This window comes from Duganella sp. Root1480D1 (genome assembly GCF_001427305.1).
In the GTDB taxonomy this organism is placed as follows: Bacteria; Pseudomonadota; Gammaproteobacteria; order Burkholderiales; family Burkholderiaceae_D; genus Rugamonas.
In genome coordinates this window covers 14,233-39,832 of the sequence record NZ_LMFZ01000006.1, presented here as the reverse complement: position 1 = coordinate 39,832, position 25,600 = coordinate 14,233, and the positions used below count along the sequence as shown (strand labels likewise).

At 64.3% G+C, this 25,600-nt stretch carries 23 protein-coding genes; 7 read left to right on the top strand and 16 right to left on the bottom strand.

From position 1 onward, the window contains the following. The first annotated feature begins 1 nt into the window (after position 1). Positions 2–1,492, top strand: coding sequence for an aldehyde dehydrogenase (locus ASD58_RS08275; RefSeq protein WP_057260644.1), 1,491 nt, complete (start codon positions 2–4; stop codon positions 1,490–1,492). A gap of 1 nt (position 1,493) precedes the next feature. Here the strand turns inward: ASD58_RS08275 and ASD58_RS08270 are convergent, their stop codons facing one another. The 7 genes from ASD58_RS08270 to ASD58_RS08240 form a co-directional block, all read right to left on the bottom strand. Further along, on the bottom strand, positions 1,494–2,033 hold the full coding sequence (locus ASD58_RS08270) for a UPF0149 family protein (RefSeq protein WP_057260643.1): 540 nt from the start codon (positions 2,031–2,033) through the stop codon (positions 1,494–1,496). A gap of 4 nt (positions 2,034–2,037) precedes the next feature. Then, positions 2,038–2,880 (bottom strand): 3-methyl-2-oxobutanoate hydroxymethyltransferase, encoded by an 843-nt coding sequence (gene panB / locus ASD58_RS08265; protein ID WP_057260642.1) that lies wholly within the window; start codon positions 2,878–2,880, stop codon positions 2,038–2,040. A 316-nt stretch (positions 2,881–3,196) separates the two neighbouring features. Further along, the gene (gene folK / locus ASD58_RS08260; protein ID WP_057260641.1) at positions 3,197–3,673 is read right to left on the bottom strand and encodes a 2-amino-4-hydroxy-6-hydroxymethyldihydropteridine diphosphokinase; all 477 of its coding nucleotides are present in this window, start codon (positions 3,671–3,673) and stop codon (positions 3,197–3,199) included. Next, positions 3,673–5,175 carry a polynucleotide adenylyltransferase PcnB gene (gene pcnB / locus ASD58_RS08255; protein WP_057260640.1) on the bottom strand — a complete coding sequence of 501 codons (1,503 nt, stop codon included), beginning with the start codon at positions 5,173–5,175 and terminating at the stop codon, positions 3,673–3,675. Before pcnB ends, folK begins: the two co-directional genes overlap by 1 nt. After that, positions 5,168–5,839, bottom strand: coding sequence for an HAD family phosphatase (locus tag ASD58_RS08250; RefSeq protein WP_057260742.1), 672 nt, complete (start codon positions 5,837–5,839; stop codon positions 5,168–5,170). Before ASD58_RS08250 ends, pcnB begins: the two co-directional genes overlap by 8 nt. Then, positions 5,839–6,507 carry a DnaA regulatory inactivator Hda gene (gene hda / locus ASD58_RS08245; RefSeq protein ID WP_057260639.1) on the bottom strand — a complete coding sequence of 223 codons (669 nt, stop codon included), beginning with the start codon at positions 6,505–6,507 and terminating at the stop codon, positions 5,839–5,841. Before hda ends, ASD58_RS08250 begins: the two co-directional genes overlap by 1 nt. Before the next feature lie 51 nt (positions 6,508–6,558). Then, positions 6,559–7,644 carry an AI-2E family transporter gene (locus ASD58_RS08240; protein WP_057260741.1) on the bottom strand — a complete coding sequence of 362 codons (1,086 nt, stop codon included), beginning with the start codon at positions 7,642–7,644 and terminating at the stop codon, positions 6,559–6,561. Positions 7,645–7,763: 119 nt separating this feature from the next. Between ASD58_RS08240 and ASD58_RS08235 the strand changes: the two genes are divergently transcribed. The 4 genes from ASD58_RS08235 to ASD58_RS08220 all read left to right on the top strand — a co-directional run bounded on the left by ASD58_RS08235 (position 7,764) and on the right by ASD58_RS08220 (position 13,099). Next, entirely contained in the window at positions 7,764–8,780 is a 1,017-nt protein-coding gene (locus ASD58_RS08235) for an ankyrin repeat domain-containing protein (protein WP_057260638.1), read from the top strand. A gap of 96 nt (positions 8,781–8,876) precedes the next feature. After that, positions 8,877–9,920 carry a phosphoribosylformylglycinamidine cyclo-ligase gene (gene purM, locus ASD58_RS08230; protein WP_057260637.1) on the top strand — a complete coding sequence of 348 codons (1,044 nt, stop codon included), beginning with the start codon at positions 8,877–8,879 and terminating at the stop codon, positions 9,918–9,920. Positions 9,921–10,064: 144 nt separating this feature from the next. Then, positions 10,065–11,894, top strand: a complete 1,830-nt coding sequence (locus tag ASD58_RS08225; RefSeq protein WP_057260636.1) for an IucA/IucC family siderophore biosynthesis protein — start codon at positions 10,065–10,067, stop codon at positions 11,892–11,894. Beyond that, the gene (locus ASD58_RS08220; protein ID WP_057260635.1) at positions 11,894–13,099 is read left to right on the top strand and encodes an MFS transporter; all 1,206 of its coding nucleotides are present in this window, start codon (positions 11,894–11,896) and stop codon (positions 13,097–13,099) included. The genes ASD58_RS08225 and ASD58_RS08220 overlap by 1 nt, the downstream gene beginning before the upstream one ends. Here ASD58_RS08220 and ASD58_RS08215 read toward each other — a convergent pair. Then, entirely contained in the window at positions 13,074–13,676 is a 603-nt protein-coding gene (locus tag ASD58_RS08215; RefSeq protein ID WP_229209936.1) for a hypothetical protein, read from the bottom strand. The two genes, ASD58_RS08220 and ASD58_RS08215, sit on opposite strands and share 26 nt — an antisense overlap. 161 nt (positions 13,677–13,837) lie before the next feature. On the opposite strand from ASD58_RS08215, the gene ASD58_RS08210 reads away from it, so the two are divergent. Beyond that, positions 13,838–14,557 (top strand): sterol desaturase family protein, encoded by a 720-nt coding sequence (locus tag ASD58_RS08210; protein WP_057260634.1) that lies wholly within the window; start codon positions 13,838–13,840, stop codon positions 14,555–14,557. Here the strand turns inward: ASD58_RS08210 and ASD58_RS08205 are convergent, their stop codons facing one another. Continuing rightward, positions 14,558–15,532 carry a cyclase family protein gene (locus ASD58_RS08205; protein WP_229209935.1) on the bottom strand — a complete coding sequence of 325 codons (975 nt, stop codon included), beginning with the start codon at positions 15,530–15,532 and terminating at the stop codon, positions 14,558–14,560. On the opposite strand from ASD58_RS08205, the gene ASD58_RS31620 reads away from it, so the two are divergent. Continuing rightward, complete coding sequence (locus ASD58_RS31620; protein WP_162252997.1) at positions 15,507–15,743, top strand: hypothetical protein; 237 nt, start codon at positions 15,507–15,509, stop codon at positions 15,741–15,743. The genes ASD58_RS08205 and ASD58_RS31620 overlap by 26 nt on opposite strands. Here ASD58_RS31620 and ASD58_RS08200 read toward each other — a convergent pair. From ASD58_RS08200 to ASD58_RS08170, 7 genes are read right to left on the bottom strand one after another with little or no spacing between them, the layout of a single operon-like run. Then, complete coding sequence (locus tag ASD58_RS08200; RefSeq protein WP_057260633.1) at positions 15,740–16,954, bottom strand: 6-phosphofructokinase; 1,215 nt, start codon at positions 16,952–16,954, stop codon at positions 15,740–15,742. The genes ASD58_RS31620 and ASD58_RS08200 overlap by 4 nt on opposite strands. 41 nt (positions 16,955–16,995) lie before the next feature. Further along, complete coding sequence (locus ASD58_RS08195) at positions 16,996–18,978, bottom strand: S9 family peptidase (protein WP_057260632.1); 1,983 nt, start codon at positions 18,976–18,978, stop codon at positions 16,996–16,998. Then, entirely contained in the window at positions 18,975–20,990 is a 2,016-nt protein-coding gene (locus tag ASD58_RS08190; RefSeq protein WP_057260631.1) for a S9 family peptidase, read from the bottom strand. Before ASD58_RS08190 ends, ASD58_RS08195 begins: the two co-directional genes overlap by 4 nt. Before the next feature lie 57 nt (positions 20,991–21,047). Beyond that, entirely contained in the window at positions 21,048–23,084 is a 2,037-nt protein-coding gene (locus tag ASD58_RS08185) for a sodium:solute symporter family protein (RefSeq protein ID WP_057260630.1), read from the bottom strand. Continuing rightward, the gene (locus ASD58_RS32115; protein ID WP_057260629.1) at positions 23,081–23,299 is read right to left on the bottom strand and encodes a DUF4212 domain-containing protein; all 219 of its coding nucleotides are present in this window, start codon (positions 23,297–23,299) and stop codon (positions 23,081–23,083) included. Before ASD58_RS32115 ends, ASD58_RS08185 begins: the two co-directional genes overlap by 4 nt. 31 nt (positions 23,300–23,330) lie before the next feature. Continuing rightward, entirely contained in the window at positions 23,331–24,848 is a 1,518-nt protein-coding gene (locus tag ASD58_RS08175) for a sensor histidine kinase (RefSeq protein ID WP_057260628.1), read from the bottom strand. Beyond that, positions 24,845–25,537, bottom strand: coding sequence for a response regulator transcription factor (locus ASD58_RS08170; RefSeq protein WP_057260627.1), 693 nt, complete (start codon positions 25,535–25,537; stop codon positions 24,845–24,847). The genes ASD58_RS08175 and ASD58_RS08170 overlap by 4 nt, the downstream gene beginning before the upstream one ends. Positions 25,538–25,600 lie beyond the last annotated feature (63 nt).

Here is a 25,600-nt window from a genome sequence, read left to right as displayed (position 1 = left end):
CATGGCAAAAGAATCGATCAACTGGCACGAGCGTGCCAAGATGCTGACGCTGGACGGACGCGCTTTCATCAACGGTGAGCGCACCTGGGCGCGCGGTGAGCGCAAGTTCGACAACCTGTCCCCCATTGATGGCCGCTACCTGTCGCAGACGGCGCGTTGCGACGCGGCCGATGTCGACCAGGCGGTCGCCGTGGCACGCCGTGCCTTCGACAGCGGCCGCTGGGCGAGCCAGGCACCGGCACAGCGCAAGCGTGTGCTGGTCAAGTTCGCCGACCTTATGATGCAGAACAAGGATGAACTGGCGCTGCTCGAGACGCTCGACATGGGCAAGCCAATCAAATACAGCCAGGTGGTCGATGTGTCGCTTGCCGCGAATTGCATCCGCTGGTACGGCGAAGCAATCGACAAGGTGTATGGCGAGATTGCACCGACACCGGGTAATTCGCTGGCATTGATTACGCGTGAGCCGGTCGGCGTGGTCGCTGCCATCGTGCCGTGGAATTATCCGCTGCTGATGGCGGCGTGGAAAATCGCGCCGGCGCTGGCAGCGGGCAACAGCGTGGTGCTCAAGCCATCCGAGAAGTCGCCGTTGTCGGCGCTGCGGCTGGCCGAACTGGCGGTGGAAGCCGGCATCCCGCCAGGCGTCTTCAATGTACTGCCGGGTTACGGCAACGAGGCCGGCGCCGCACTGGCCATGCACATGGACGTGGACTGCATCGGCTTCACCGGCTCCACGCGCACGGGCAAGCAGATCATCCAGATGGCCGGGCAGTCGAACCTGAAGCGCGCCTGGACCGAGTTGGGCGGCAAGTCGGCCAACATCGTGTGCGCCGATTGCCCCGACCTTGACGCCGCTGTTGCCGCGGCAGTCGGCTCGATCTACTTCAACCAGGGCGAGAGCTGCAATGCGCCCTCGCGCCTGTTCGTTGAGGAGTCGATCAAGGACAAATTCCTGGAAAAGGCGCTGGCCATGGTGCCTTCTTTTGCACCGGGCGATCCGCTCGACGAAAAGACCGTCATGGGTGCGATTGTCGATTCGATCCAGATGAAGACCGTGATGGGCTATATCGACGCGGGCCGCGACGAAGGCGCGAAGCTGCTCGCCGGCGGCAATGCTGTGCGCAAGGAGACTGGTGGGTTCTATGTGGAGCCAACGCTGTTCGACGGCGTGCAAAACACCATGCAGATCGCGCGGGAGGAAATTTTCGGACCGGTGCTGTCGGTGCTGTCGTTCCGTGATCTCGACGAAGCAGTGAAGCAAGCGAACGATACGCCGTATGGCCTGCACGCAGCGGTGTGGACGTCGGATATTTCGAAAGCGATCCGCACCTCGCGTGCGCTGAAGGCGGGCACCGTGCACGTCAACCAGTACGATGGCGACGATATCACGGTGCCGTTCGGCGGCTACAAGCAATCAGGCAATGGACGCGACAAATCGCTGCATGCCTTCGACAAGTACACCGAAATGAAAACCACCTGGATCCAGGTTTAAGTCAAGCGCCGCAGCACTTCTTGAATTTCTTGCCGCTGCCGCAAGGGCAGGGATCGTTGCGTCCGGCCTTGGTCACCTTAGGCTGCGGTGCGTGGAAGAATTCGTTGATCTTGATGACCGACTGCGGCAACCTGGCGGGATTCAGCGGTGCCTGGAACGGCACCAGCAGTGCGGGCTGCTGGGCGCGTAGCGGCCCCCAGGCATCGGCTGCAATAGCGACGCCGGCCATAAAGCCTTCGCACCACGCCTCCACGGTCCAACTGCCTCCGCATTCGTAGATTGGCTCGAAGCTGCCCGGGTCTTTTTGCATCCACACGCGCATGTAGTCGTGATGACGCAAGGCCAGCGCGGCAGCTTCGTCGCTGCCGGCCGCGCCACCCCAGACTGCGGGCAGCCACGTTTCCTGCGCTACTTCGGACGGGCCAATCATCAGCGCGGTCAGGAAGCCTTCCAGCTTGGCCACGTCCATGCTCTGCGGGCCCATTGCGGCCAGCAGTTCATCGAGCCGTTCGTACTCGTCGTCTTCAAGCGGCTTGCTCATGGCGTCAGAAACAGTGCTCAATTGCCGGGAAAGTGCCGCCCTTGACGGCGTCGATGTAGGCTTTCACCGCTGCCTGGATCGACACCTGGCCTTCCATGAAGTTCTTCACGAAGCGCGCTTTGCGGCCTGGGAACACGCCCAGCATATCGTGCATCACCAGCACCTGGCCCGAGCAATCAGGACCGGCGCCAATACCGATGGTCGGCATCGACAGCATGTCGGTGACTTCCTTGCCCAGCGCGGTGGGAATGGCTTCCAGCACCACCATGGCCGCACCCGCTGCCTGCAGCTTGAGCGCGTCCTGTTTCAGCAGTTCGGCGCTTTCGATGGTCTTGCCTTGCACCTTATAGCCGCCCAGCGTGTGCACGGACTGCGGGGTCAGGCCCAGGTGGGCGCAAACAGGGATCGAGCGCTCCACCAGGAAGCGCACGGTTTCAGCAACCCAGGCGCCGCCTTCGATCTTCACCATGTGCGCACCGGCCTGGATCAGTTGCACGGCGTTGTTGAATGCCTGTTCCGGCGTGGCGTAGGAGCCGAAAGGCATGTCGGCCAGGATCAGCGCGTTTTTCGCGCCGCGTGCGACGGCGGCGGTATGGTAGGCGATTTCCTGCACGGTCACCGGCAGGGTGGACTGGTGGCCATTGCATACCATGCCCAGCGAATCGCCGATCAGCAGCACTTCCACGCCGCAGCCGTCCATCAGGGAGGCGAAGCTGGCGTCGTAGCAGGTCAGCATGGTGATCTTTTCGCCGGCTGCCTTCAAGGCGTTGATCGAAGGGATCGTGACCGCCTTGGTAGGGACGGCACGCGCAGGCGCCGGGTAAGGGTTTTGCAGGTTGCCAGACATGGTATGTCCTTAAATTCGAAAAGCGATATTCTAACTGCGGCTGAATCCGAATGCTGCAATCAGCCAGGACTTGTTAGAGCAGTTCTTCGGGTGTCCGTACCACGCCACAGTCATGAAGATGGTTTGCTTCTAAACCGGTAAACCGGGGTCAGACCCAAGGGTCAGACCCCCAACGGTCTTTCGGTTTCGACGTTGGTTCCAGGTCTTTGACGTTCGAAAAAGATCAGACGCCTTAAACCAAAACCCTCGACAGTTGAGCAGACGGGGTCTGACCCTGCGCCGGATGGCCGTCCCGTCCGACCCCGGTTTACCGGTTTTAAAGGCGGATAATACCTTGGTTGGAAACCGAAGGCACGAAATCGGCCGCGCATCCCAGTCCCGGCAACACGAGATCCGGCACCAGTTCAAGCAGCGGCATCAGGACAAACGCCCGCTGATGCATGCGCGGATGCGGCACAAGCAGCGTAGCCGTCGCAATGTGTTCATCGCCATACAGCAGCAAATCCAGGTCCAGCGTGCGCGGCGCATTGAAGTAAGGCCGCTCACGCCCATGCGCCCGCTCGATATCGAACAGCGCCTCCAGCAACGCCTGCGCCGGCAGCCCGGTGCTCAAGCGCGCAACAGCATTGATATAGTCATCACCCGAAGAGTCAATCGGTGCCGTGCGGTACAGCGAAGACACCGCCTCCAGCGTGACGCCCGGCAGCTTGCGCAGGCGCTCCGCCGCATCCAGCACGTTGGCCCGGGCGTCGCCAAGATTGGCGCCGATGCCGATGAAGGCGGTAACAGGCATCAAGCCTCGCCGGCCGGTGCGTTGCCGCCACTGCCACCGCCACTACGGCGGCCGCGGCGCGGGCGGCGGCGGCGCTTGCGGGCCGGCGCTTCGCCCTCCGGGCGTGGTTCCAGGAATTCGTCGTCATCGGACTCGTCGCCTTCTTCGCCGTCCGGATTCGCGTCCACTGGCGCGTCGTCGAGCGCTGCGGCGCGGCTGCGGCGCGGCGCAGGTTTCTTTTTCTTGCCGCCGCCGGACGACGCCGTCGACACCAGCTCGGCGCGCATGGTCTCGTCGCCTTCGTAGAAGGCAGTCCACCAGTCGCCCAGTTCGCGGTCGATCTCGCCGGAGGCGCAGCGCAGCAGCAGGAAGTCGTAGCCGGCGCGGAAGCGTTCATGCTCCAGCAGCTTGTACGGGTTCTTGCCATTGCGGCGCTCGAAGCGCGGCTGCATGGCCCAGATATCGCGCATGTCGGAACCGATCTTGCGCTGGATCGCCAGCTTCTCGGTCTGCGACTGCAACACTTCGTCGGCGGCCAGGTGCAGGGCCGGGATCGGGAACTCGCCCGCCGCCTGGTAGGCCTGCCACTTCTCCAGCACCTGGTGCCACAGCAGGGACGCAAACAGGAAGCCCGGCGACACGGTCTTGCCGGCCATGACGCGCTTGTCGGTGGAGTCCAGCGCCAGCGTTACGAACTTGGTGCCCAGCGGCTGCTCCAGCACCACGTCCAGCATCGGCAGCAGGCCGTGATGCAAGCCTTCCTTGCGCAGCTGCTGCAGGCAGGCCAGCGCCTGGCCGGAAGTCAGCAGCTTGAGCATTTCGTCGAACACGCGCGCTGCAGGCACGTTGTTGATCAATGGCGCCATCACGCCGATCGGCTCGGCGGTGGAACGTTCGATGGAGAATTTCAGCTTGGCCGCAAAGCGCACCACGCGCAGCATGCGCACCGGGTCTTCGCGGAAGCGCGCTTCCGGCTGGCCGATGATGCGCAGCGTCTTGGCGCGGATATCGTCGATGCCGCCGTGGTAGTCCAGCACTTCCTGCGTGGCAGGGTTGTAGTACATGGCGTTGATGGTGAAGTCGCGGCGCTCCGCGTCTTCCGCCTGGGAGCCGAAGGTGTTATCGCGCAGCACGCGGCCATGCTCGTCCTTCGGCGCATTGTCGGTGGCGGTGCCGCGGAAGGTGGTCACCTCCAGCAGGTCCTGGCCGAACATCACGTGCACGATCTGGAACCGGCGGCCGATGATGAAGGCGCGGCGGAACAGGCGCTTCACCTGCTCCGGCGTGGCATTGGTGGCGACGTCAAAGTCTTTCGGCTTTACGCCCAGCAGCAGGTCGCGCACTGCGCCGCCGACCACGAAGGCTTCAAAGCCGGCTTCCTGCAGCGTGCTGGTCACACGGATCGCGTTGTTCGACACCATGCGCGGGTCGATGCCATGGTCCTTGGCGCCCAGCACCAGCGGTTCGTTGCGGGGTCTCGCGTTCTTGACGCCCAGGATCTTGCGGATAAATTTCTTAATCATTGAACAGGTGAATTAGTGGCCAGCCTTGCGCGGTCGCGTGCTCGGACAGCTTGGCGTTCGGGTTGGTCGCAATCGGATGGCTGACGATCGACAGCAGCGGCAGGTCGTTATGGGAATCGCTGTAGAAGTGGACGCTTTCGAAGCTGTCCAGCGAGTGCCCCAGTTTCTCGAGCCAGGCCTTGGTGTGCACGATCTTGCCTTCGCCCTGGGTTGGCGTGCCGAGCAGCTTGCCGGTGATGCGGCCGGCGGCATCGCGCTCCGGCATCGCAGCAATCAGGTGCTCGACGCCGAAGGCCTTGGCGATCGGCGCCACGACGAAGTGGTTGGTTGCCGTGACGATCGCCACCAGGTCGCCGGCGTCGAGGTGCTTTTGCAGCAGGGCGCGGGCGGCCGGCAGGATATTCGGCATCACCACTTCGGTCATGTACTGCTGCTGCAGTTCGGCCAGTTGCCCGGGCTCGAAGCAAGCCAGGGTTCCGAGCGAAAATTCCAGGTATTCCACCGGATCCAGGGTGCCCGCCTGGTATTGGGCGAAGAACTCTTCGTTGCGGCGCTTGAATTCAACGGCATCGACGGCGCCTACGCGGCACAGGAACTGGCCCCATTCGAAATCGGAATCGATCGGCAGCAGGGTATGGTCAAGGTCGAACAGGGCGAGTTTCATCATTCTTTCGCTTCCTCCTGCAGCCATTCGCGCAGCAGGGGCAGGGTGATCGGGCGTTTGGTTTCCAGGGAATACTGGTCGAGCGAGTCGAGCATCGAGGACAGCGATACCATGTCGCGCTGGAAGTGCGACAGCAGGTAAGGTAGCACACCGGGCGAGAGGGTCAAACCGCGCGCTTCGGCCATTTGCGTCAGCGTTGCCAGCTTTTCCTCGTCGGTCAGGCCATGGATCTGGTACACCAGGCCCCAGCCCATGCGCGTGCGCAAGTCCTCGCGCACCGGCAGCACGGCCGGGGCGACCGAGCCCGCGCTCACCATGAAGGCGTTGTTGGCGCGGATCTCGTTGAACAGGGCAAAGGCATCGATCTGGGCCACCGGCGACAGCTTTTCGCAGTCGTCCAGCAGGTACAGGTCCACGTCCGGCGAATACAGGAACTCGGTTTCAATCGAAAACGGCGAAATATAGCGCGCGCGGTCGCTCGAGGCGAGCGCCTTCAGCAGGTGCGACTTGCCTGCGCCAATTTCCCCCCACAGGTAGGCGAAATGCTCGCGGGAGCTGCGTTCGGCGAACTGGCGCATCAGCGCCGCCACCTCGGCATTGCGGCCCACCTCGAAGGATTCGAGGGTGCACACCGGCTCCGCACCCAGGTCAAGCACCAGCTGTTTCATTGGACTTGTCCCGATATTGTGGACTTTTTGCTAACGTAATCGATCTTCACACTACGCATTATAAAAGCTGCTGCGCAGGTAGTGGCGGCGCAAGTGCCTGAAACCGACCATCAAGAGGGCGGAAGCGGGCAAAGCCAGCAGTACGCCGACGAAGCCGAACAGCTGGCCGAAGGCCAACAAGGCGAAGATCACGGCCAGCGGATCGAGGCCGATGCGCTCGCCGACCAGGCGCGGCGTCAGGAAAAAACCTTCGATTACCTGGCCCAGGCCATAGATGATGGCCACTGCCACCAGCCCGCTCCAGTCGGAAAATTGCAGCACCGCCGCCATCAGCGCCAGCAGCAGGCCCAGGCCGAAGCCGAGATAGGGAATGAACACCAGCACGCCGGACAGGATGCCGACTGGCAGCGCCACGTCGAAGCCGGCCACCGCCAGCGCAGTGGAGTAATAAACCGACAACACCAGCATCACCAGCAACTGGCCGCGCAGGTACTGGGCCAGCAGCACGTCCGATTCGCGCGCCATGTCCATGGTGGCGCCGATGTAGCGGCGCGGCACGGCTGCGGCAATGCGGGCCAGCAGCTGGTGCCAGTCCAGCAGCAGGTAGAACAGCACGACCGGGATCAGCACGACCGTTGCCAGCCAGCCCAGTACCGCACTGCCGCCGGTGCGCACGGAATTCAGCACGGCAGACCAGAGCTGGTTGCCGCTTTCGGCCATTTTTTCAGCCACCAGGGCCTTGATGCTGGCGCCGTCGAGGGTGAATTGCACGCCCAGTTGCTGCAGGCGCGGGCCGAGGGTGTCGTTCAGCTTGGCCAGCGAAGCGGGAATGGCCGCCTGCAACAGGGGGATTTCCTTTTGCAGCACCGGGACCACGATCAGCAGCAGCGCCAGCACGGCGGCGCCAAACAGCGTGATGACGACGGAAACGGCCAGCGCGCGCGGCATTTTCCAGCGCCGCAACAGGCGCATGCGGCACAGCTTGTCGACGGCGGGATTCAGCGCGTATGCGAAAATGGCGGCTGCCAGGAAAGGCGTCAGCACCGGCCCCAGTATCCAGAGCAGGAAAAAGAAGGCGGCCCAGACCGACACCCAGAATAGCGTTTGTTTTTGTTCTGCCGAGAGGGAAAATGGCATCTGCTGGGGCATGGTCGGGACGAAGGAAGGGCTATTCTAACGCCTCTGCTGTTAAAAACACCATGCGCCGGGCCGACCAGTAGTTTAATATTTCCATAAATCAACTCCGATCTGATGTCATGCTGTCTGTCCGTTCCCGTGCCGCCGTAGCGGCCCTGTCCCTGGCATTTGCCGCGCATGCCCCTGCCATGGCGGCCGATGATGGCGAAAAATGCGAAGGTTTCAACCGCCTGCTGTGCATGCCGCGTGCCGCCGCCGCCAGCGTGGCCGACGCCGCAGCCAACATGGTCGAGGCGGTGAACTTCAAGAAACCATCTTCCAAAGTCATCGACGCGACCGATGAAGGCGACCTGTCGCGCATCAAGCGCTTCGACCAGGCGAAGGACCCCAGTTTTGCCCCGGAAAACATGCTGGGCGTGGCGGTCAACACCTACCTGACCAAGCCCGACCCGGCCAAGGACGCCAAGCGCTTCGCCGTCCTCGAATACCTGGTCGGGAAGGCCGACCTCTCCGGCGAACTGGGCACTGTCCTGCTGCAGGAGACCGTGAACCAGGCTTATTTCGCGCGCAACGTCCCGCAGGAAAGCTGGCCGCGCCGGCTGGCACTGGCCCACCTGCTGGTCGAGCATGGCGCCAGCGCCAGGGGCATCAACCTGTCGACCTGCGACTATTGCGAAACCGACAATGAATACCTGGCGCTGCTGATCCTGGCCGGTGCCAACCCCAATGTCCAGTCGACCACGTACTCGGCCCTGCTGAACCGCTTCATCCGCAAGGACCAGTTCGACGCCGCCAGGCGTCTGATCGCGCTGGGCGCCGACCCGAACGGCAGCACCTGGGGCAAGCGCAGCATGCTGGTGCGCCTGATCAGCGAATGCGACCAGGACATGACGCGCAAGCTGGCCACGCCTGAGCGCTTCGAGGCGGAATGGCAGAAATGCGTGTCGGCGGTGAGCGCCCGCGTCAGCTTTGCCATCGAGCAGGGCGCCGACCCGAACGGCAAAGCCGACCCGGACAATGGCTGCCTCACGCCCTACGAGGTGGCACGGGAAAAGAAGAACGATGAATTGGCCGAACGCCTGCTCAAGCTCGGTGCGCGCCCCGGATTGGGGGAAGTTTGCCGCTCCGGGGGCTGAAAAAGCGGAAGTTCGGGGGGTAAAAATGCTAAAATAGCGGACTTGCCGTATTCGGCCACCGCTTTTCCATTCTTCCGCCTCAGTTGCGACAACACCATGAGCCAACCTTCGAATGTTTCCCTGTCCTACCGTGACGCAGGTGTCGATATTGACGCCGGCGACGCCCTAGTTGAAGCGATCAAGCCATTCGCCAAGCGCACCATGCGCGAAGGCGTGATGGGCGGCATCGGCGGCTTCGGCGCGCTGTTCGAGATCAGCAAGAAATACAAGGAGCCGGTGCTGGTTTCCGGTACCGACGGCGTCGGCACCAAGCTGAAACTGGCGTTTGAGCTGAACCGCCACGACACCGTGGGCATCGACCTGGTGGCCATGAGCGTGAACGATATCCTGGTGCAGGGCGCCGAGCCGCTGTTCTTCCTCGACTACTTCGCCTGCGGCAAGCTGAACGTTGCGACCGCCACCGACGTGATCAAGGGCATCGCCAAGGGTTGCGAAATCTCCGGCTGCGCGCTGATTGGCGGCGAAACCGCTGAAATGCCTTCCATGTACCCGGACGGCGAATACGACCTGGCCGGCTTCGCCGTCGGCGCGGTGGAAAAATCCAGGCTGATCGACGGTTCCAAGATCAAGCCGGGCGACGTGGTGCTGGGCCTGGCCTCCTCGGGCGCCCACTCCAACGGATACTCGCTGGTGCGCAAGATCATCGAAGTGGCCAAGCCGGACCTGGAAGCCGACTTCCACGGCCGCAAGCTGGCCGACGTGCTGATGGAGCCAACCCGCATCTACGTCAAGCCGCTGCTGGCGCTGATGGAAGCGATGGAAGTCAAAGGCCTGGTGCACATCACCGGCGGCGGCCTGGTGGAAAACATCCCGCGCGTGCTGGCCGACAACCTGACCGCCGAACTGGATGGCTCCTCCTGGACCATGCCGCCACTGTTCAAGTGGCTGCAGCAGCACGGCGGCGTGGCCGACGCCGAAATGCACCGCGTGTTCAACTGCGGCATCGGCATGACCGTGATCGTCTCGGCTGAAAACGCCGACGCAGCCATGGCCCAGCTGGCCGCAGCCGGCGAGACCGTATCCCGCATCGGCAAGATCCGCGCCCGCGCGGAAGGCGAGCACCAGACCATCGTCGTGTAAAAAATAGGGACGTACCCCATTTTTCAAGCAACGGAGCCCAAGCGGCTCCGTTTTTGTTTGATATTCCTCAAGCACGATTGAAACGTGATTGAGAATCATTCGCGTTTACGCTAGCATGCGGTTCCCTTAACCAAAAGGTAACCCATGAATGCGCGACTGAAACCGATCGCCGCTGACCCTACCCAGCTTAATGCCAGGCAGCGTGGTTTGCAGCGCACTCTCCAAGCCCTGTTCCGCGAACAATTGCTGGAACCGGGTCATTTGATCCACGATAACCACGCCAGCTGGCTGCCCTTGTGGGGCCAGCGCGCCATGCTGCGCTTTGAAGGCCTGCGCCTGGGCCGCATCGGCAACCTGCAGCTCGATGGCGCCATTTCGCTGGTGCAGCCGGGCCGCCCGCCGCAAGTGCTGGCCACGCCGGCCGAACTGCTGGCTGGCGTCGCCCCTTCGCTGCCCGGTCCTCCATCCGAAGAAGTCATCCAGCGCCTGTCCGTCGAGCTGGAAAACAGCACCACCAACGACGCGCTGTGCCTGGCCTACCGCGGCAACTGGGGCGAAGAACTGAGCGGCAGGCTGCGCGAGCGCCACCGGCTCTTCCTCGCCGCCTTGCGCAATTCCGGCCACGCCAATGTGCCGCTGCTGCTGGAGCAGTGGGGCACGCTGGGCCATCCCTGGCACCCGAACTACAAGACCAAGCTCGGGCTGTCCGCCGAAGACGTGATGGCGCTGTCGCCCGAATTCGAGGCGCAGTTGCGCGTGCCGCTAGCCGCACTGCGCGCCGCCAGGGCGCACGTGGCGTTTGCCGCCGATGGCGAGGAATACCGAAACTGGTTCGGCCGCACCTATCCGCAGGCCTGGCAAGCCTGGCTGGCCGCCATGCAGGCGCGCGGCCTGCCGCATGAAGGCTGGCTGCCATTGCCGCTGCATCCCTACCAGGCCAGCCGCCAGCTTCCGCAATTGTTCGCGCAGGAGATCGCCGGCGGCGACCTGCTGCTGCTCGACGCGGCGATGCCTGCCACGCCGACCATGTCGTTCCGCACCGTGGTGCCGCATGGCTCCGGACAAATGCCCCATGTCAAGCTGCCGGTCTCGCTGCGCCTGACCAGCGTGCAGCGCACGGTCTCGCCGAAATCGGCGGTGATGGGGCCGCGCGTATCGCGCCTGCTGTCATCGATCATCGCCAGCGAGGACGGGTTTGGCGGTACGCTGGCCATCGTGCCCGAGCAATGCGGCATCCACCTGCTGGACGCCGACGATGACCGCGCCCGCCACCTCGCAGCGCTGTACCGCGCCAACCCGGCTGCCTGCGTGGCGCCGGGCATGCTGGCGATGCCGGTGGGCGCGCTGTTTGCCGAGTCGCCCTTCAGCGGCCGCGCGCTGGTGACGGAGGCGGTCGCCCTGTGCTGCGGCGACGATGCCGCCGGCGCGCAGCAGTTCTTCCGCCTCTATGCGGCCACCGCGCTGCGCGCCGTGCTGTCGGCCTATCTTCTGTACGGCGTGGCTTTCGAAGCGCACCAGCAAAACAGCTTCATCGTGCTGGACCAGCACTACCGCCCGGTGCAATTGCTGGTACGCGATTTCGGCGATATCCGCATCCACCGCCCGACCCTGGAGCGCAGCGGCCACACGCTGCAGGCGCACCGCGCCGGCCACACCCTGTTCGACGATGAAGGCACAGTGCGCGACAAGCTGCTGCACGCGGTCCTGCTGTGCCATGTCTCGGAGCTGGCCCTGCTGCTCGCGCGCAGCTACCGCAGCGACGAAGATATCTTCTGGCGCATCTTCGGCCGCGAACTGGCCGCTGCCTTCGAGCTGTTGCGGGGCCAGGCAGATCCTGTGCGCTGGGAGCAGGAACGCGCTGCGCTGCTGGAGGGCGATTGGCCGGCCAAGTCCTTCCTGCGCATGCGCCTGACCGACAGTTCGGACGATGCCCTGGGCAGCATGCCTAACCCGCTGCGCGAGGCGCTGCGCTGATGGCTGCCTTGCGCTGGCTGTTCGCCATCCAGTTGCTGTCGATGGGCGCAATGGAGATGAGCGGGCCATTCTGGCCGCTGCAGCTGCGCGCGCTTGGCGATGCGCCCGGCGGCCTGGCGGTGGCCAGCGCAGTCGCCTATGCCGGACCGCTGGTGACGGCAATGCTGTTCACGCCCCTGTGGGGCCGCATCGGCGACCGTGTCGGCCACAAGCCGATGCTGTTGCGCGCCTTGCTGGCGCTGGCTGCCACCCAGCTCTGGCTCGCGTATGCCGGCAGCGGCATCGTGGTGCTGCTGGTGCGCCTGCTGCAAGGGGCCCTGGCAGGCTTCATCGCAGCCGCACAAGCCTACGGCGCAGGCATCGTCCCGCGTGCGGAGCGCGGCGCATTGATGGCGCGGCTGCAGGTCGCCACCGCGCTCGGTTCGGTGCTTGGACCGCTGGCCGGCGGGCTGCTGTTCTCGTCGCTCGGCTTCACGACGGTCAACGTGGCTGCCGCCGTGATATGCCTCGCTTGCGCCGTGTGCGCTGCGCTGGTGTTACCGGTGCCATTGCCGGCGCCAGTGCCACTAGCCTCGGCGCAGGATGTTGCCGGCACGCCGGGTGTGCACGTGCAGGCTGCGGTGGGGATGGGCAAGGTGGTGGCCGGCCTCCTGGCCGGCATCGTCCTGGTCCAGGCAGGCAAGATGATGCCGCAAGGCTTCTTCAGCCTGTACGCGGAGCAGGTGCTGCAAGCGCCGCCCTGGCTGACGGGTTTATGCTACGGCGCCACCGCTGTCGGCCTTTGCCTGTTCGCGCCAATCTGGGCAAAGCATTTCAAAGGCAGGCCGCGCGAGTGGGTGTTGCACAGGATCGAGTGGATCTGCTGGGGATGCGCCGGCATCGTCGCCCTGCAGGCTTGGGGCCGCAGCATCGTGCTGGTGCTGGCCGCGCGGCTGGCATGGGGCATCGCGATGGCCGCCTTGCTGCCGGTGTTCTACGGCCTGCTGTCGCAGGAAGTCGACGACCGGCAGCAAGGCCGCGTTCTCGGTGCCGGCAACAGCGCCGCCAAGGCGGGCGCGCTGCTGGGCGCAGCAGCCGGCGGCCTGGCCATGGCGTGGCTGCCGCTGGAACACATCTTCTGGAGCGTGGCGGCGCTGTACGCGGCAGCCGCACTCGGCATGCGTGCCTGGCGCGGCAGGGCTATCGGGCAGCCTGTTTCCGCGTGAAGTCCATAATCCAGTTGGTTTGCCAACTGGTGCCGTCGTCCCAGGAATAGGCCTGCTCCCAGCGCGCCTGGTGCGCGCTGCTGCGGGTCCAGGTGAAGCGCACGCGGGCTGTGCGGCCCTTGTAGACTTCCTCGCCCTCGAAGCGTCCCACGCCATCGGCATCGAAGCGGCCTACCACCGGCGGCAGCAAAGTGCCGGTGGCGGGATCGAGCCCGCCGTCGCGGTTGGTCAGCCAGTAGATGCTCCAGCGCCCGGTAGTTGGATCGAATACGCGCAGCGTCATCGCTACGAAGCCGGGCCGCCAGTCGCCCAGCGGCCGGTATTCGTCATAGTTGCCGATGCCGGCCGGCAGCGCCTGCACCAGGTTGCTGGCGCTGAAGGTCTCCCACGGGCTGTCCGGGTTGGCGTAATCCGACTGGCGGCGGTTCTGCACTGTCCAGTCGCCGTGCAGGAAGTCAAAGGCGTGCCGCCCGCGCTCAATTTCGGCCGGGGTGGCGGCGGGTGCACTTGCCGCGGTGCCGCCCACGGCCCCAGCAGCGCTGCTTGCCATGGCCAGTGCCGCAATCAGTTTTTTCATGGTCGTCTCCTGTTTGAAAGAGCCACCATGCTAGGCCGCCAACAGGCGAGAACCCGCCCTATATGCCGGCCGTATCTAAATCCGATACCAACGAGGATTTTCCTGGGCCCGCGCTGCGCTCCGGCGCGATCATTCGTCCTTGCCAAACGAAAGGACACGCCATGCTCACCACAATCTTCATCGTCTTCGCCGCCTGTTTTGTGCTGGAGCGCTTGCGGCCCGGATGGCGGCTGCCCCAGGTCCGCACCTGGCCCGTGCGCGTGCTGGCCATCAATGCCGTGCAGCTCGGCGTGGTCCTGCTGGCCGGGGTGAGCTGGGAGCGCTGGGCCTCGCAAGCCTCGCTGCTGCACCTGTCTGAGCACGTCGGCCCGGCGGCTGGCGGCTTGCTGGCCTACTTCATCGCGACCTTCGTGTTCTACTGGTGGCACCGCGTGCGCCACGAATCGGACCTGCTGTGGCGACTGTTCCACCAGATCCACCACAGCCCGCAGCGCATCGAGGTCATCACTTCCTTCTACAAGCATCCCGGCGAAATGATCGTCAACTCGATTATCGGCAGCCTGCTGGTATATGCCTTCCTTGGCCTGTCGCCGGAAGCTGGCGCGGTCTATACCCTGTGCACCGCGCTCGGCGAATTTTTCTACCACACCAGCGTCACCACGCCGCGCTGGGTCGGCTGGTTCTTCCAGCGGCCCGAGATGCACCGCATCCACCACCAGTACGGACGCCACAAGAACAACTACGGCGACATCGTATGGTGGGACATGCTGTTTGGCACCTACGAAAACCCGGAAAAGTTCGAAGCCAGCTGCGGCTTCGATCCCGACAAGGAAGAACGCCTGGCGGAGATGCTGGCCTACAAGGACGTGCACCGGCAGTGATCAGCGCAGCGGCAGCGCGATCGGCCGCATCGGCGCCGCATCCGCCCCGCGCAGCTTGAGCGAGGCGCCGATAAAGGCAAATTCATACACCTTGTCGCGCGCCAGCTGTTCCAGGTTGACCAGCTCCATGATCGGCACTCCGTGCTCGGCCAGCAAATAGGTGTGGACCGGGATGTAGTTGTCCTTCGCTTCGGAAAGGATGGCCTCGAAACTCAGGTTATCCGCGCCCACCACCATCGCCCCGTTCTGCTCCACCAGGAAGCGCGCCGCATCCAGGCCCATGCCCGGCGGATTCTGCATGAAGGCCTGGGCTTTTTCGAACTGCTGCATGCGGCCGGTGCGGATCAGCACCACGTCGCCCTTTCGCAGCGCCACCTTCTGCCTGGCCGAAGCCTCGGCCAGGTCCTTGCCGGTCACGCGGTAGTTATCCGGCAGCATGGAGACGCCCTTGGCCGCCGCCACGTCGATCAGCACGCCGCGCGCCACGATTGGCGGCAGCTTCTCCGCGCCCGCCACCTTCCAGCCACGGTCGCCCAGGTGTTCGGAAGCCTTGAGGCCGTTCCAGATCTTGCCATTCAGGCCGAAGTGGTTCAGCGCATCGATGTGGGTGCCCATATGGGCGTACATCGAGATCGCGCTGCCCGTATAGCTGACGTGCTGGTTCATGGCCTTGCCGGTCTCCATCGGGTCCGACAGCACGTTGCCGTGCGGCGTATGGGTCATCCACATCAGGTAGGGCGGGTCGCCGGCCGCCTGCCAGCTTGGCATGCCGACGAAATAATCCACCGACAGGTCATACGCGCGGCCGCCGCCGATGCGTGCCAGGATGGCCGCGCTGGAGGCCTGGGTGACCAGGTTTAGCCGCCCGATTTCATCTTGCGGCCCCCAGGGCTGGTGCCCGGTTCGGCAGCGATGGCGTTGGCGGTCAGCAGCATGGCTGCCAGGGCAGTTGCGAGTTTCTACCTGCGCCAGCACGGCGCACCGCAGGCGCCGCACGATTTGCTGGCGCACCGCGCGCTGGCATTCCGCCTGGCCGAAGCGCTCGGCCTGTGGCGCCTGGGTGCTGCCGGCCTGGCAGCTGCAGCCGCGCGTGGCCTACATCGTCTATCCCGGCAACCGCCACCTGCAGACCAAGGTGCGCGCGCTGTCCGACTTCCTGGCGGCGGAACTGCCGGCGATGTTTTAGCGCTTGAGGATCTTCGGCACCGGCGCCGGCCGCAGGCGGTAGGCGTCCGGCATGCCGGAACCGAGCAGGGGACGCAGGTACAGGCGGAAGGCATCGGTCACGCCGGTGCCCTTCTCGTCGATGAATGCATCTTCCATGGTGCGGGTCTTGCCTGCCACTGCTTCCAGCGGCAGCAGTTCATAGTCGACCGAATAGAAGCCGGTGCGCTTGATCGCCACCGAGCCATTGCGGTCGCCCCACATGGCGAACTGCACGGCCTTCTCGCCCACTTCGCGCGCCTCGCGCTGGTCTACGTCCGACACGCAGCCGATGAAGGAGCGCTGCAAATAGCCGAAGGTATCGCCGCGCACGCGCTTGATGCCCAGCTTGTCCTTGATCTCGTCGCACAGCAGGTCGGCCAGCGCACCGGTGCCGGAGAGCTGCACATTGCCGTGCGCATCGCGCTCCACTTCCTTTGCCAGCAAGGTGGCGATCGGTTCGCCTGACGCATCGTGGATGCCCTCCGACACTGCCACCACGCAGCGTCCGTAGCGCGCATACGTGTCTTTCACGTCTGCCAGGAACTGCTCGATCGAGAACACCCGCTCCGGCAGGTAGATCAGGTGCGGTCCGTCGTCCGGGAATTTCTTGCCGAGTGCCGAGGCGGCTGTCAGGAAGCCGGCATGGCGGCCCATCACCACGCCCACGTACACGCCCGGCAGCGAAGCGTTATCGAGGTTGGCGCCGGCAAAGGCTTGCGCCACGAAGCGCGCCGCGGAGGGAAAGCCCGGCGTGTGGTCATTGCCGACCAGGTCGTTGTCGATGGTTTTGGGGATGTGGATGGCGCGCAGCGGATAGCCGGCCGCCTGCGCCTGTTCGGCCACGATGCGCACCGTGTCCGATGAATCGTTGCCGCCGATGTAGAAGAAATGCTCGATTTCGTGCGCCTTCAGTACCTTGAAAATGTCTTCGCAATACTTCAGGTCCGGCTTGTCGCGTGTCGAGCCGAGTGCGGAGGAGGGCGTGGCGGCCACCAGTTCCAGGTTATGGCTGGTCTCTTGCGTCAGGTCGACGAATTCCTCGTTGACGATGCCGCGCACGCCGTGCAGCGCACCGTAGATGCGCGTCACATTGCGGAAGCGGCGCGCCTCGAGCACGACGCCGGCCAGCGACTGGTTGATCACGGCGGTCGGACCGCCCCCTTGTGCGACCAGGATTTTGCCAGACGACATCGCGCTGCCCCCTTCCAGTAAGTGACGGACGAGCCGCCAGCTTACTCCGTTTTTGCCCCCGCGCCGATATGCTTGTCGAGGAATTTCTCTACCCGGCCCCAGAAGTCGAGGCGGGTCTTCAGCGTGCTCCAGCCGTGGCCTTCGCCGACGTATTCGACGAATTCGGCATCGGCCTTGGCGTCCTGCAGTGCGCTGCGCAGCTTGGTGTAGTGCGGGTAGGGAACGCGACGATCATCGGTGCCATGCGCCAGCAGCAGCGGGCGCTTGATACGCGCGGCTTGCTTCAGCGGTGAGGTCGCGTCGAATTGTGCGGCGTCCTTTTCCAGGTCGCCCACCAGCGTTGGCACGCCGTAGGTCTTGTAATCAGGCGGCAGGTCGGACAGGACGGCCATGCCGCTGTCATACAGCAGCGGGATGTCGGTGACGGCGGCATAGGCGATGCCGCAACGGTACAGGCTCGCGTCCTTGACCAGTCCCATCAGCGTTGCGTAGCCGCCGTAGCTGCCGCCCATGATGCAGACGCGCTCAGGGTCGGCAATACCTTTGTCCACCGCCCATTTGACGCTGTCGGCAATATCGTCCTGCATCTTCAGACCCCATTGCTTCAACCCTGCATTGAACAACTTGAAGCCGTAACCTGTAGAGCCGCGGAACTCAGGCTCGAGCACGGCATAACCGCGCGATGCCAGGAATTGGCTTTCGGGATCCCAACCCCATGCATTGCCGCGCACATAGGGACCGCCATGAACCATCACCACCATCGGCAGCTTCTTGCCGCCCTTGGCCGGCAATGTCAGCCAAGCCGGAATCGCCAGGCCGTCGCGGGCGCGATACTTGACGATGTCCTGGCGGCCCATCTCGCTGGCCTTGACCTCTGGGCGTGTGCTGCCGAGGCCTTTGACTTCACGTGTGTTGCTGTTGTACAGGGAATAGAAGAGGGGCTGGCGGTCCGAGTAGCTGGCCACCAGCATCCAGCCGCTTTCCGGGTGCGTTGGCGGCGTGATGAGGTTGATCAGGCCAGCCAATTGCCGGTCTACCTCTTTCTGGGCCGCTTGCAGTGCCGGGTCGAACCAGACGCTGGAGCGGGCATCGGCCTTGTAATGGATGCCGGCCAGGCGATTGTTGGAATACACCATGCTGCCGCTGAAGTCGAAGTCCGCCATCGCCACCAGTGGCTGAGCATCGACTTTACCGGTGCCCAGGTCCATCAGGTACAGCGCGGCCTTGTCGCCGCCCTTGCGGGTCTTGACCAGCAGGCGCTTGTCGTCATAGAAGCCGATCGGCGAAATGCCCTCTTCGTTGACGCCATAGGCGGCCTGGGTCGCGACTTCGCGCCACTCGCCCGCGGCGTCGCGGAAATGGATAGTGTCCTTGCCATCTTTTTTCGAGATCATGATGGTTGGGACGCCCTTCTGGTCCAGCATCCAGTTTTGCGATACGCCGGGATGGGTTACCAGGCTCGATTGGCCGTTCACGGTGTCGAGCTTGACCAGTTCGGTATGTTCGATGTCATAGCCAGGCTTTTGCGACCAGATAGGACGCCGGACGTAAATGAATTGGGAATCCTGTGCGCCATTCTCATTCATCAGGTAGGTATTCCACGGCTCAAGGCGGGACTTGATATGCGTGCCAAGGTTGGACTTGGCCCAACGGTGATCGGCCAACTGGCGCGATTCCTTGCCGTCGCGGCTCATGGCATACAGGCCGGGCGCAAAGCGCCAGTCACCCGGTGCGGCGTCGTTGTCGATGACGTTATACACAAGGCGCTCATCGTTGACCCAGCGGACGTCGCCGACGTCGTAATTGTTCACGCGCTTGGCGCTGACCACTTGCAGTGTTTCGGTATCGATCACCGCCAGTGAATCCTTGGCGTTGTTGTCGCCGACGCGCAGGGCCAGGTAACGGCCGCTCGGCGAAATCCTCGCATCCTTGTAGCGCGGTTCTTCAAAGAATTGCTGGGCCGGTGGCGCAGCGTGGGCCAGTCCGGCCGCGGTGGCCAGTCCGGCCAGGAAATACTTGATCATTGTTGTCCTTGTGCTTGAGGTGGTACTTGATGTTGTCCGATCTGGCGGTCGAGGAAGCGCTCGACGCGGCTCCAGAAGTCGATGCGGTTGGCTGGCACGTAGAAGCCGTGGCCTTCCGCCGGGTACTCGACCCATTCGACCTGCTGGTTGTTGCGGCGTACCGCGTCGCGCATGCGGGTGCCATGCACCAGCGGCACGCGCAGGTCCGCGCCGCCGTAGGCCATCAACAGCGGCTGGGTGATGCGGTGTGCCTGTTCGATCGGTGAAGTGGCCTTGAAGCGCTCGGCATCCTTGACCGGATCGCCGATCAGGTCGGGCATGCCGTAGCGGCGGTAATCGTCGGTGGTGTCGTCGCGGTAGCGCCAGTGGCCGGTGAACAGCAGCTTGATGTCGGTAACGCCGACCCATTCCACGCCGCAGCGGTACAGTTGCGGGTCGTTGACCAGTCCCATCAGGGTGGCATAACCGCCATAGCTGGCGCCGGCGATGCAGATGCGTTGCGGGTCGGCGTAGCCTTTTGCGATGGCCCATTTGGTGGCGTCGGCAATATCGTCCTGCATTTTCAGGCCCCATTGCTTCCAGCCGGCGATGAAATGCTGCTCGCCATAGCCGGTGCTGCCGCGGAATTCCGGCTCCAGCACGGCGTAGCCGCGCGAGGCCAGGAATTGCACGTCCGGCCGCCAGCCCCACCTGGTGCCGCGCAGATAGGGCCCGCCATGCACCAGCACCACCATCGGCAGGTTTTTCGCTTCCTTCTGCGATGGCAGCGTCAGCATGGCCGGCACTTCCAGGCCGTCACGCGCGGCAATGCGTACCTGTCCCTGGCGGCCCATCTGTTCCGGTGCGATGGCGGGATAGGTGTCGCCCACCTTGTCCAGGGTCCTGGCGCGGCGGTCGTACACGTAATAACTGGCAGGGCGCACGTCGGAGAAGGCGCGCACCAGGACGTTCTGCGCCTGCGGGTCGGCGGGCAGGTCGAGCATGTTCACGGTTTGCGGCAAGGCCATGTCGATGTCGGCCTGCAATGCCTTAAGATCGGGATCGAACCATTGCGTACCTTCACTGTCGCGCAGGTAATGCACGCCGGCCAGCTTGCCGCCGCGGATGACCAGGCGGCCCTGGAAGTCATAGCCGTCCAGCGAGATCAGCGGCTTCTCATCGAGCTTGCCGCTTGCCAGGTCGAGGCGGTAGATCGACCTCTTGTCGGCGCCGTTGCTGGCCTGGACGTACAAGGTATCGCCTTCGCCATAGGCCACGGCCCGGATCGCGTCGTGGTCGACGGAATACGCCTTGAAGTTGGCCAGCGGGCGCCACGGCGCGCTGTCGTTGTCGCGCACCTGGATGCCGGCCTGGCCCTGGCCCAGGGTGTAGGCAAGGCGCAGGCAGCCCTGCTGGTCCAGCAGCCAGCCAATCGCGTTGCCGGGGTGGTCAACTGGCTGGCTGCGCCCGGTCACCGTGTTAAGGCGCAGGAGTCTGATGGCATCGACCTGCCCCGGGCGCTTCGACCTGTCTTCAACATAGACCCAGTCGGAGTCCTGTGCGCCGGTCTGGCGCAGCAGCGCGACATGCCACGGCAGGATCTCGCGCTGGGGCGAGCCTTGCATTACCCCGCCGTTATGGCGCAAGGCCAGTTGCCTGAAGCGCGTGCCGTCACGGTCCACTGCATACAGGCCGGGGCCTTCGGTAGCGTCGCCCTGGGCCAGTTGGCGGTCCTGGGTGTCAAATACCAGCCGTTGATCGTTGACCCATTGCACGTTGCGGATGTCGGTATCGCTGAAATTGGCCACGGCCTGCGCCTTGCGCGTTGTCAGGTCGACGACGACCAGCATGTCGCGCTTGCCCTTGGCGCCGATTTTGGCGGCTACATACTTGCCGCTCGGCGAAAGGACAGCCCCGCTGAAGGCAGGGTTTTCGAAGAAGGCTTCAATGGAAGGGGGAACTGCGGCGGCCAGGCACGCGGGTGCCGCCGCCAGCCCCAGCGTAATCGCCAGGGTGAGGGATAGGATTTTCATAGGGAACAAATGTTACTTGGATGGCAATCTTAAAAGCTAGCCAAATGTAACAATCGTCTATTCTGGCGTGCGAATGTGGCGTACAAGCGACAGGGTCCGCGCATCGGGCGCTGGCGTCAGCAGGCTGACCAAGACCAGCGCCGCCAAGCCGGCCGGCACGCCGAACACGCCGGCGGAGTTGGCCGCGATGCCGAACCATTGCCCGCTGATGCTGCCGCCCAGCACCGGGTTGGCATGCAGCATGTAGTACAGGCAGGTGAAGAAGCCGGCCACCATCGCCGCCATCGCGCCCTGGTGGTTGGCGCGCTGCCAGAACACGCCCGCCACCAGGGCCGGGAACAGCGTCGACGCTGCCAGCGAGAAGGCGGCGCCGACCAGCGACAGGATGTCGCCGGGCTTGGTGGACGCGGCATAGGCCGCGATGAAGGCTACCGCCAGCAACAGCAGCTTGGAAATCGTCACCCGTTTCTGGGTCGATGCCTCCGGGTCGACGATCTTGTAATACACGTCGTGCGACAAGGCGTTGGAGATGGCCAGCAGCAGGCCGTCCGCGGTGGACAAGGCAGCCGCCAAGCCGCCTGCCGCCACCAGGCCCGATACCACATACGGCAGGCCGGCAATCTCCGGCGTGGCCAATACCAGCACGTCGCCGTCGATCTGGATTTCGGCCAGTTGCACGATGCCGTCCAGGTTGATGTCGCTGATCGACAGCAGCGGGCTCGTCTTGTCTACATTGGCCCAATACGAGACCCAGGTCGGCAGGTGCGCGAAGTCGCTGCCCACCAGGGAGCTGTAGATATCGTATTTGACCAGCACCGCCAGTGCCGGAATGGTGAGGTACACCAGCAGGATGAAAAACAGGGTCCAGAACACCGACACCCGGGTCTCCTGCACCGATGGCGTGGTGTAGGAGCGCATCAGGATGTGCGGCAGGGCCGCCGTGCCCACCATCAGGCAGAACACCAGCGCCAGGAAGTTGTTGCGCTTCTGGTCCGACTGTTCGCGATCCGCACCGGGGAAGGGTTCGGCGTGCTTGACCAGTTCGCGCCCCCGGGCCAGGTTGTAGTCGCGCTGCGCCGTCCATACGGCGGCCGCATCTTCCACGGTTTTCGGGTAGTCGGCCAGCGCCCGTTCGGCGGCGCGGATTTCCAGCAGCGAGCCATTGCGCTGCTTGACCATATCGAGGTTGTGCTGCGCCTCGATGCGGCCCGAATCCCAGGAAGCGGGCAAGCCGTGCAGGCGCACGCCGAAATCCTCGGCGCGCTGCAGGAATACTTCGCGCACCTCGGCCTCCTTCTCGTCGTGCGCCAGTTGCGCCTCGCGCGCGCTGAGCTTGGGCAGCAGCTTGCCGTAAGCCACTTGCGGCACCGGGTTGCCGCCGTGCTTGACTGCCAGCCACATGGCCGGCATCAGGAAAGCCACCAGGATGATGATGTACTGCGCCACCTGGGTCCAGGTGATCGCCCGCATGCCGCCCAGGAAGGAGCACACCAGGATCGACGCCAGGCCGAGGAAGATGCCGACCGAGAAATCGACGCCGGTGAAGCGCGAGGCAATCAGCCCCACCGCGTAAATCTGCGCCACCACATAAGTAAAGGAAACGATGATGGTGGCGCCGACCGCCATCAGCCGCACCGCGCGCCCCTGGAAGCCGCCGCCGTAGCGCGCCGCGAAAAAATCGGGGATGGTGTACTGGCCGAACTTGCGCAGGTAAGGCCCGATCAGCAGCGCCACCAGGCAGTAGCCGCCGGTCCAGCCCATGATGTAGGCCAGGCCGTCGAAACCGTGCAGGTACAGCCCGCCCGCCAGCGAGATGAAGGAGGCGGCGGAGATCCAGTCTGCCGCTGTCGCCATGCCGTTGAACAGCGAAGGCACGCGCCGCCCCGCCACATAATACTCCGCCACATTCGAGGTGCGGCTGATCACGCCGATCGCCGCATACAGGATGATGGTGGCGAACATGAACAGGTAGCCGATCCACAGGCGCGGCATGCCTTCCTTTTCCAGCATCGCCAGCGCAAGCAGGAACATGGCGAAGCAGCCGGTAAACATCGTGTAGTAGCGCTGCAGCTTGCGGAACAAGGGCGTCCTCATGCCTGGCCCCCGTTCTCGCTGCGATAGACCCGCTCCAGCGCGCGCATGCGCCAGGCGTAAAAGCCGATGATGGCCAGGTAGATCAGTGAAGCGCCTTGCGCGGCCAGGTAGAACGACAGCGGCCAGCCGAAGATCGACAGCCCGCTCAATTCGCGCGCAAAGAAGATGATGCAGAACGTGGTGAGCAGCCAGGTGGCCAGCAGCCAGCCCGTCATGCGGCGTACACGGCGCCAGTGGCGCTCGAGCTTATCCAAAATGCGGTACCTCTTCTTCTTCGGGTGGCGTGTCCGGCACGCGCAGCGGGAATGTGACGCGGAACAGGCAGCCCGGGTATTTCGGGTCGGTGGTGCGCGGGTTGGCGAACAGGTCGACTTCCGCCTCGTGCTGCTGCGCCACTTCGCGCACGATCGGCAAACCCAGGCCTGAGCCTTCGGTATTGCTGCCCAGGATGCGGTAGAAGCGTTCGAACACATGGCCGCGTTCCGCCGCCGGGATGCCGGGGCCATTGTCTTCCACTTCAAGCAGCGCGTGCCTGCCGGTGCGGCGCACGCGCACCGTGACCGCACTGCCGCGCGGCGTGTAGCGCAAGGCATTGTCGATCAGGTTAGACAGCATTTCGCGCAGCATCATCGCGTTGCCCGAAATCGGCACGTCTTCGGGCGGCGGCTCATAGCCAAGGTCGATCCCGTAGTTGAACGAAGCCTGCACCCAGTCGTGCACCGTATTGCGTGCCACTTCGCCCAGCTCCAGCGCTTCCATTGCGGTGCCAGCCTGCGGCTGGTTCTCGGCGCGCGCCAGTGCCAGCAGCTGGTTGACCAGCCGCGTTGCCGCTTCCGACGACTTGGCCAGTTGCTCCAGCGAGCGGTGCACCTCGGCCTGGTCGGTCTGGCGCAGCGCCAGTTCCGACTGCGTGCGCATGCCGGCCAGCGGGGTTTTCATCTGGTGCGCAGCATCGGCGATGAAGCGCTTCTGCGAGTCGATCGACAGCTTCAGGCGTTCCAGCATTTCATTGAGCGACTTGACCAGCGGCGTGATTTCCTCCGGCACCTGGCGCGGCGGGATCGGGCTCAGGTCGTCCGACGGGCGGGCGCGGATGCGCTCCTGCAGTTCGCGCAGCGGCAGCAGACCGCGCGAAAGAGCAAACCACACCAGGGCCAGCACGATGGGCAGGATGATGAACTGCGGCAGGATCACGCCCTTGATGATTTCATTGGCCAGCTTGGCACGCTTTTCCAGCGTTTCCCCGACCTGCACCAGCGCCAGGCGCGGTGGCTGTGCCTTGTCTTCTTCCAGGTTGACCCAGGTCCAGGCGATGCGGATCGGCGTGCCGTGCAGCGTGGTGTTGCGGAACAGGACGGCGCCGGCGCGGATGTCCTGCAGTTCCGGGTCCTGCCTGGGCGGCGGCGGCAGGTCGCGGTCGCCGTCGACATGGGCGCCGGACGGGCTGCTGACCTGGTAGTAGATATTGTCCACGTCATCGGCGCGCAGGATGTCGCGCGCCGGTCCGGGCAGGCGCGGAATCGCGCCGGCCACTTCGCGCACCTGCTGCGTCAGCACGGTGACGGTATCTTCCAGCGCGTGGTCGAAAGGCTGGTTGGCGATGGACTTGGCCACCAGGTAGGTGATGGCAATGCTCATTGGCCACAGCAGCAGCAGGGGAGCGAGCATCCAGTCGAGGATCTCGCCGAACAGCGAGTGCTGGATCTCGTTCTCTTCGGCGGCCGGGGCGTGCTCCCAGCCGGCGGCCTGCTGCTCGCCGTTCACGTTGCGGCCGGCGGTTGCGGCGGGTTGAATTTCTCCAGGCAGTAGCCGAGGCCGCGCACGGTGGCGATGCGGATGCCGCCCACTTCAATTTTCTTGCGCAGGCGGTGCACGTACACCTCGATGGCGTTGTTGCTGACTTCTTCACCCCATTCGCACAGGTGGTCCACCAGCTGTTCTTTCGACACCAGGCGTCCGGTGCGCGCCAGCAGGATTTCCAGCAGGCCCAGTTCGCGCGCCGACAAATCCAGCATCTGCTCATTGATATAGGCGCTGCGCCCGACCTGGTCGTAAGTGAGGGGGCCATGCTTGACCACGGTGGAGCCGCCGCCCTGGCCGCGCCGGGTCAGCGCCCGCACCCGCGCTTCCAGCTCGGACAGCGCGAACGGCTTGGCCATGTAGTCGTCGGCGCCCAGGTCGAGGCCGTTGACGCGCTGCTCGACCGAGTCGGCCGCGGTCAGGATCAGCACCGGCAACAGCGAACCGCGCGTGCGCAGGCGGCGCAGCACTTCCAGGCCGGACAACTTGGGCAGGCCCAGGTCCAGGATCAGCAGGTCGAATTCCTGGGTGGACAGGGCAGTGTCCGCCTCCTGCCCGTTTTTTACGCAGTCGATCGCATAGCCGGACTGGCGCAGGGAGCGCGTCAGGCCGTCCGCGAGGACGCTGTCATCTTCGGCTAATAGGATACGCATAAGCTAACTGTAACCACCTCTTTGATAAATCGCAAAGTTTGCAAAAAGGGGCTTGTCAAAAGC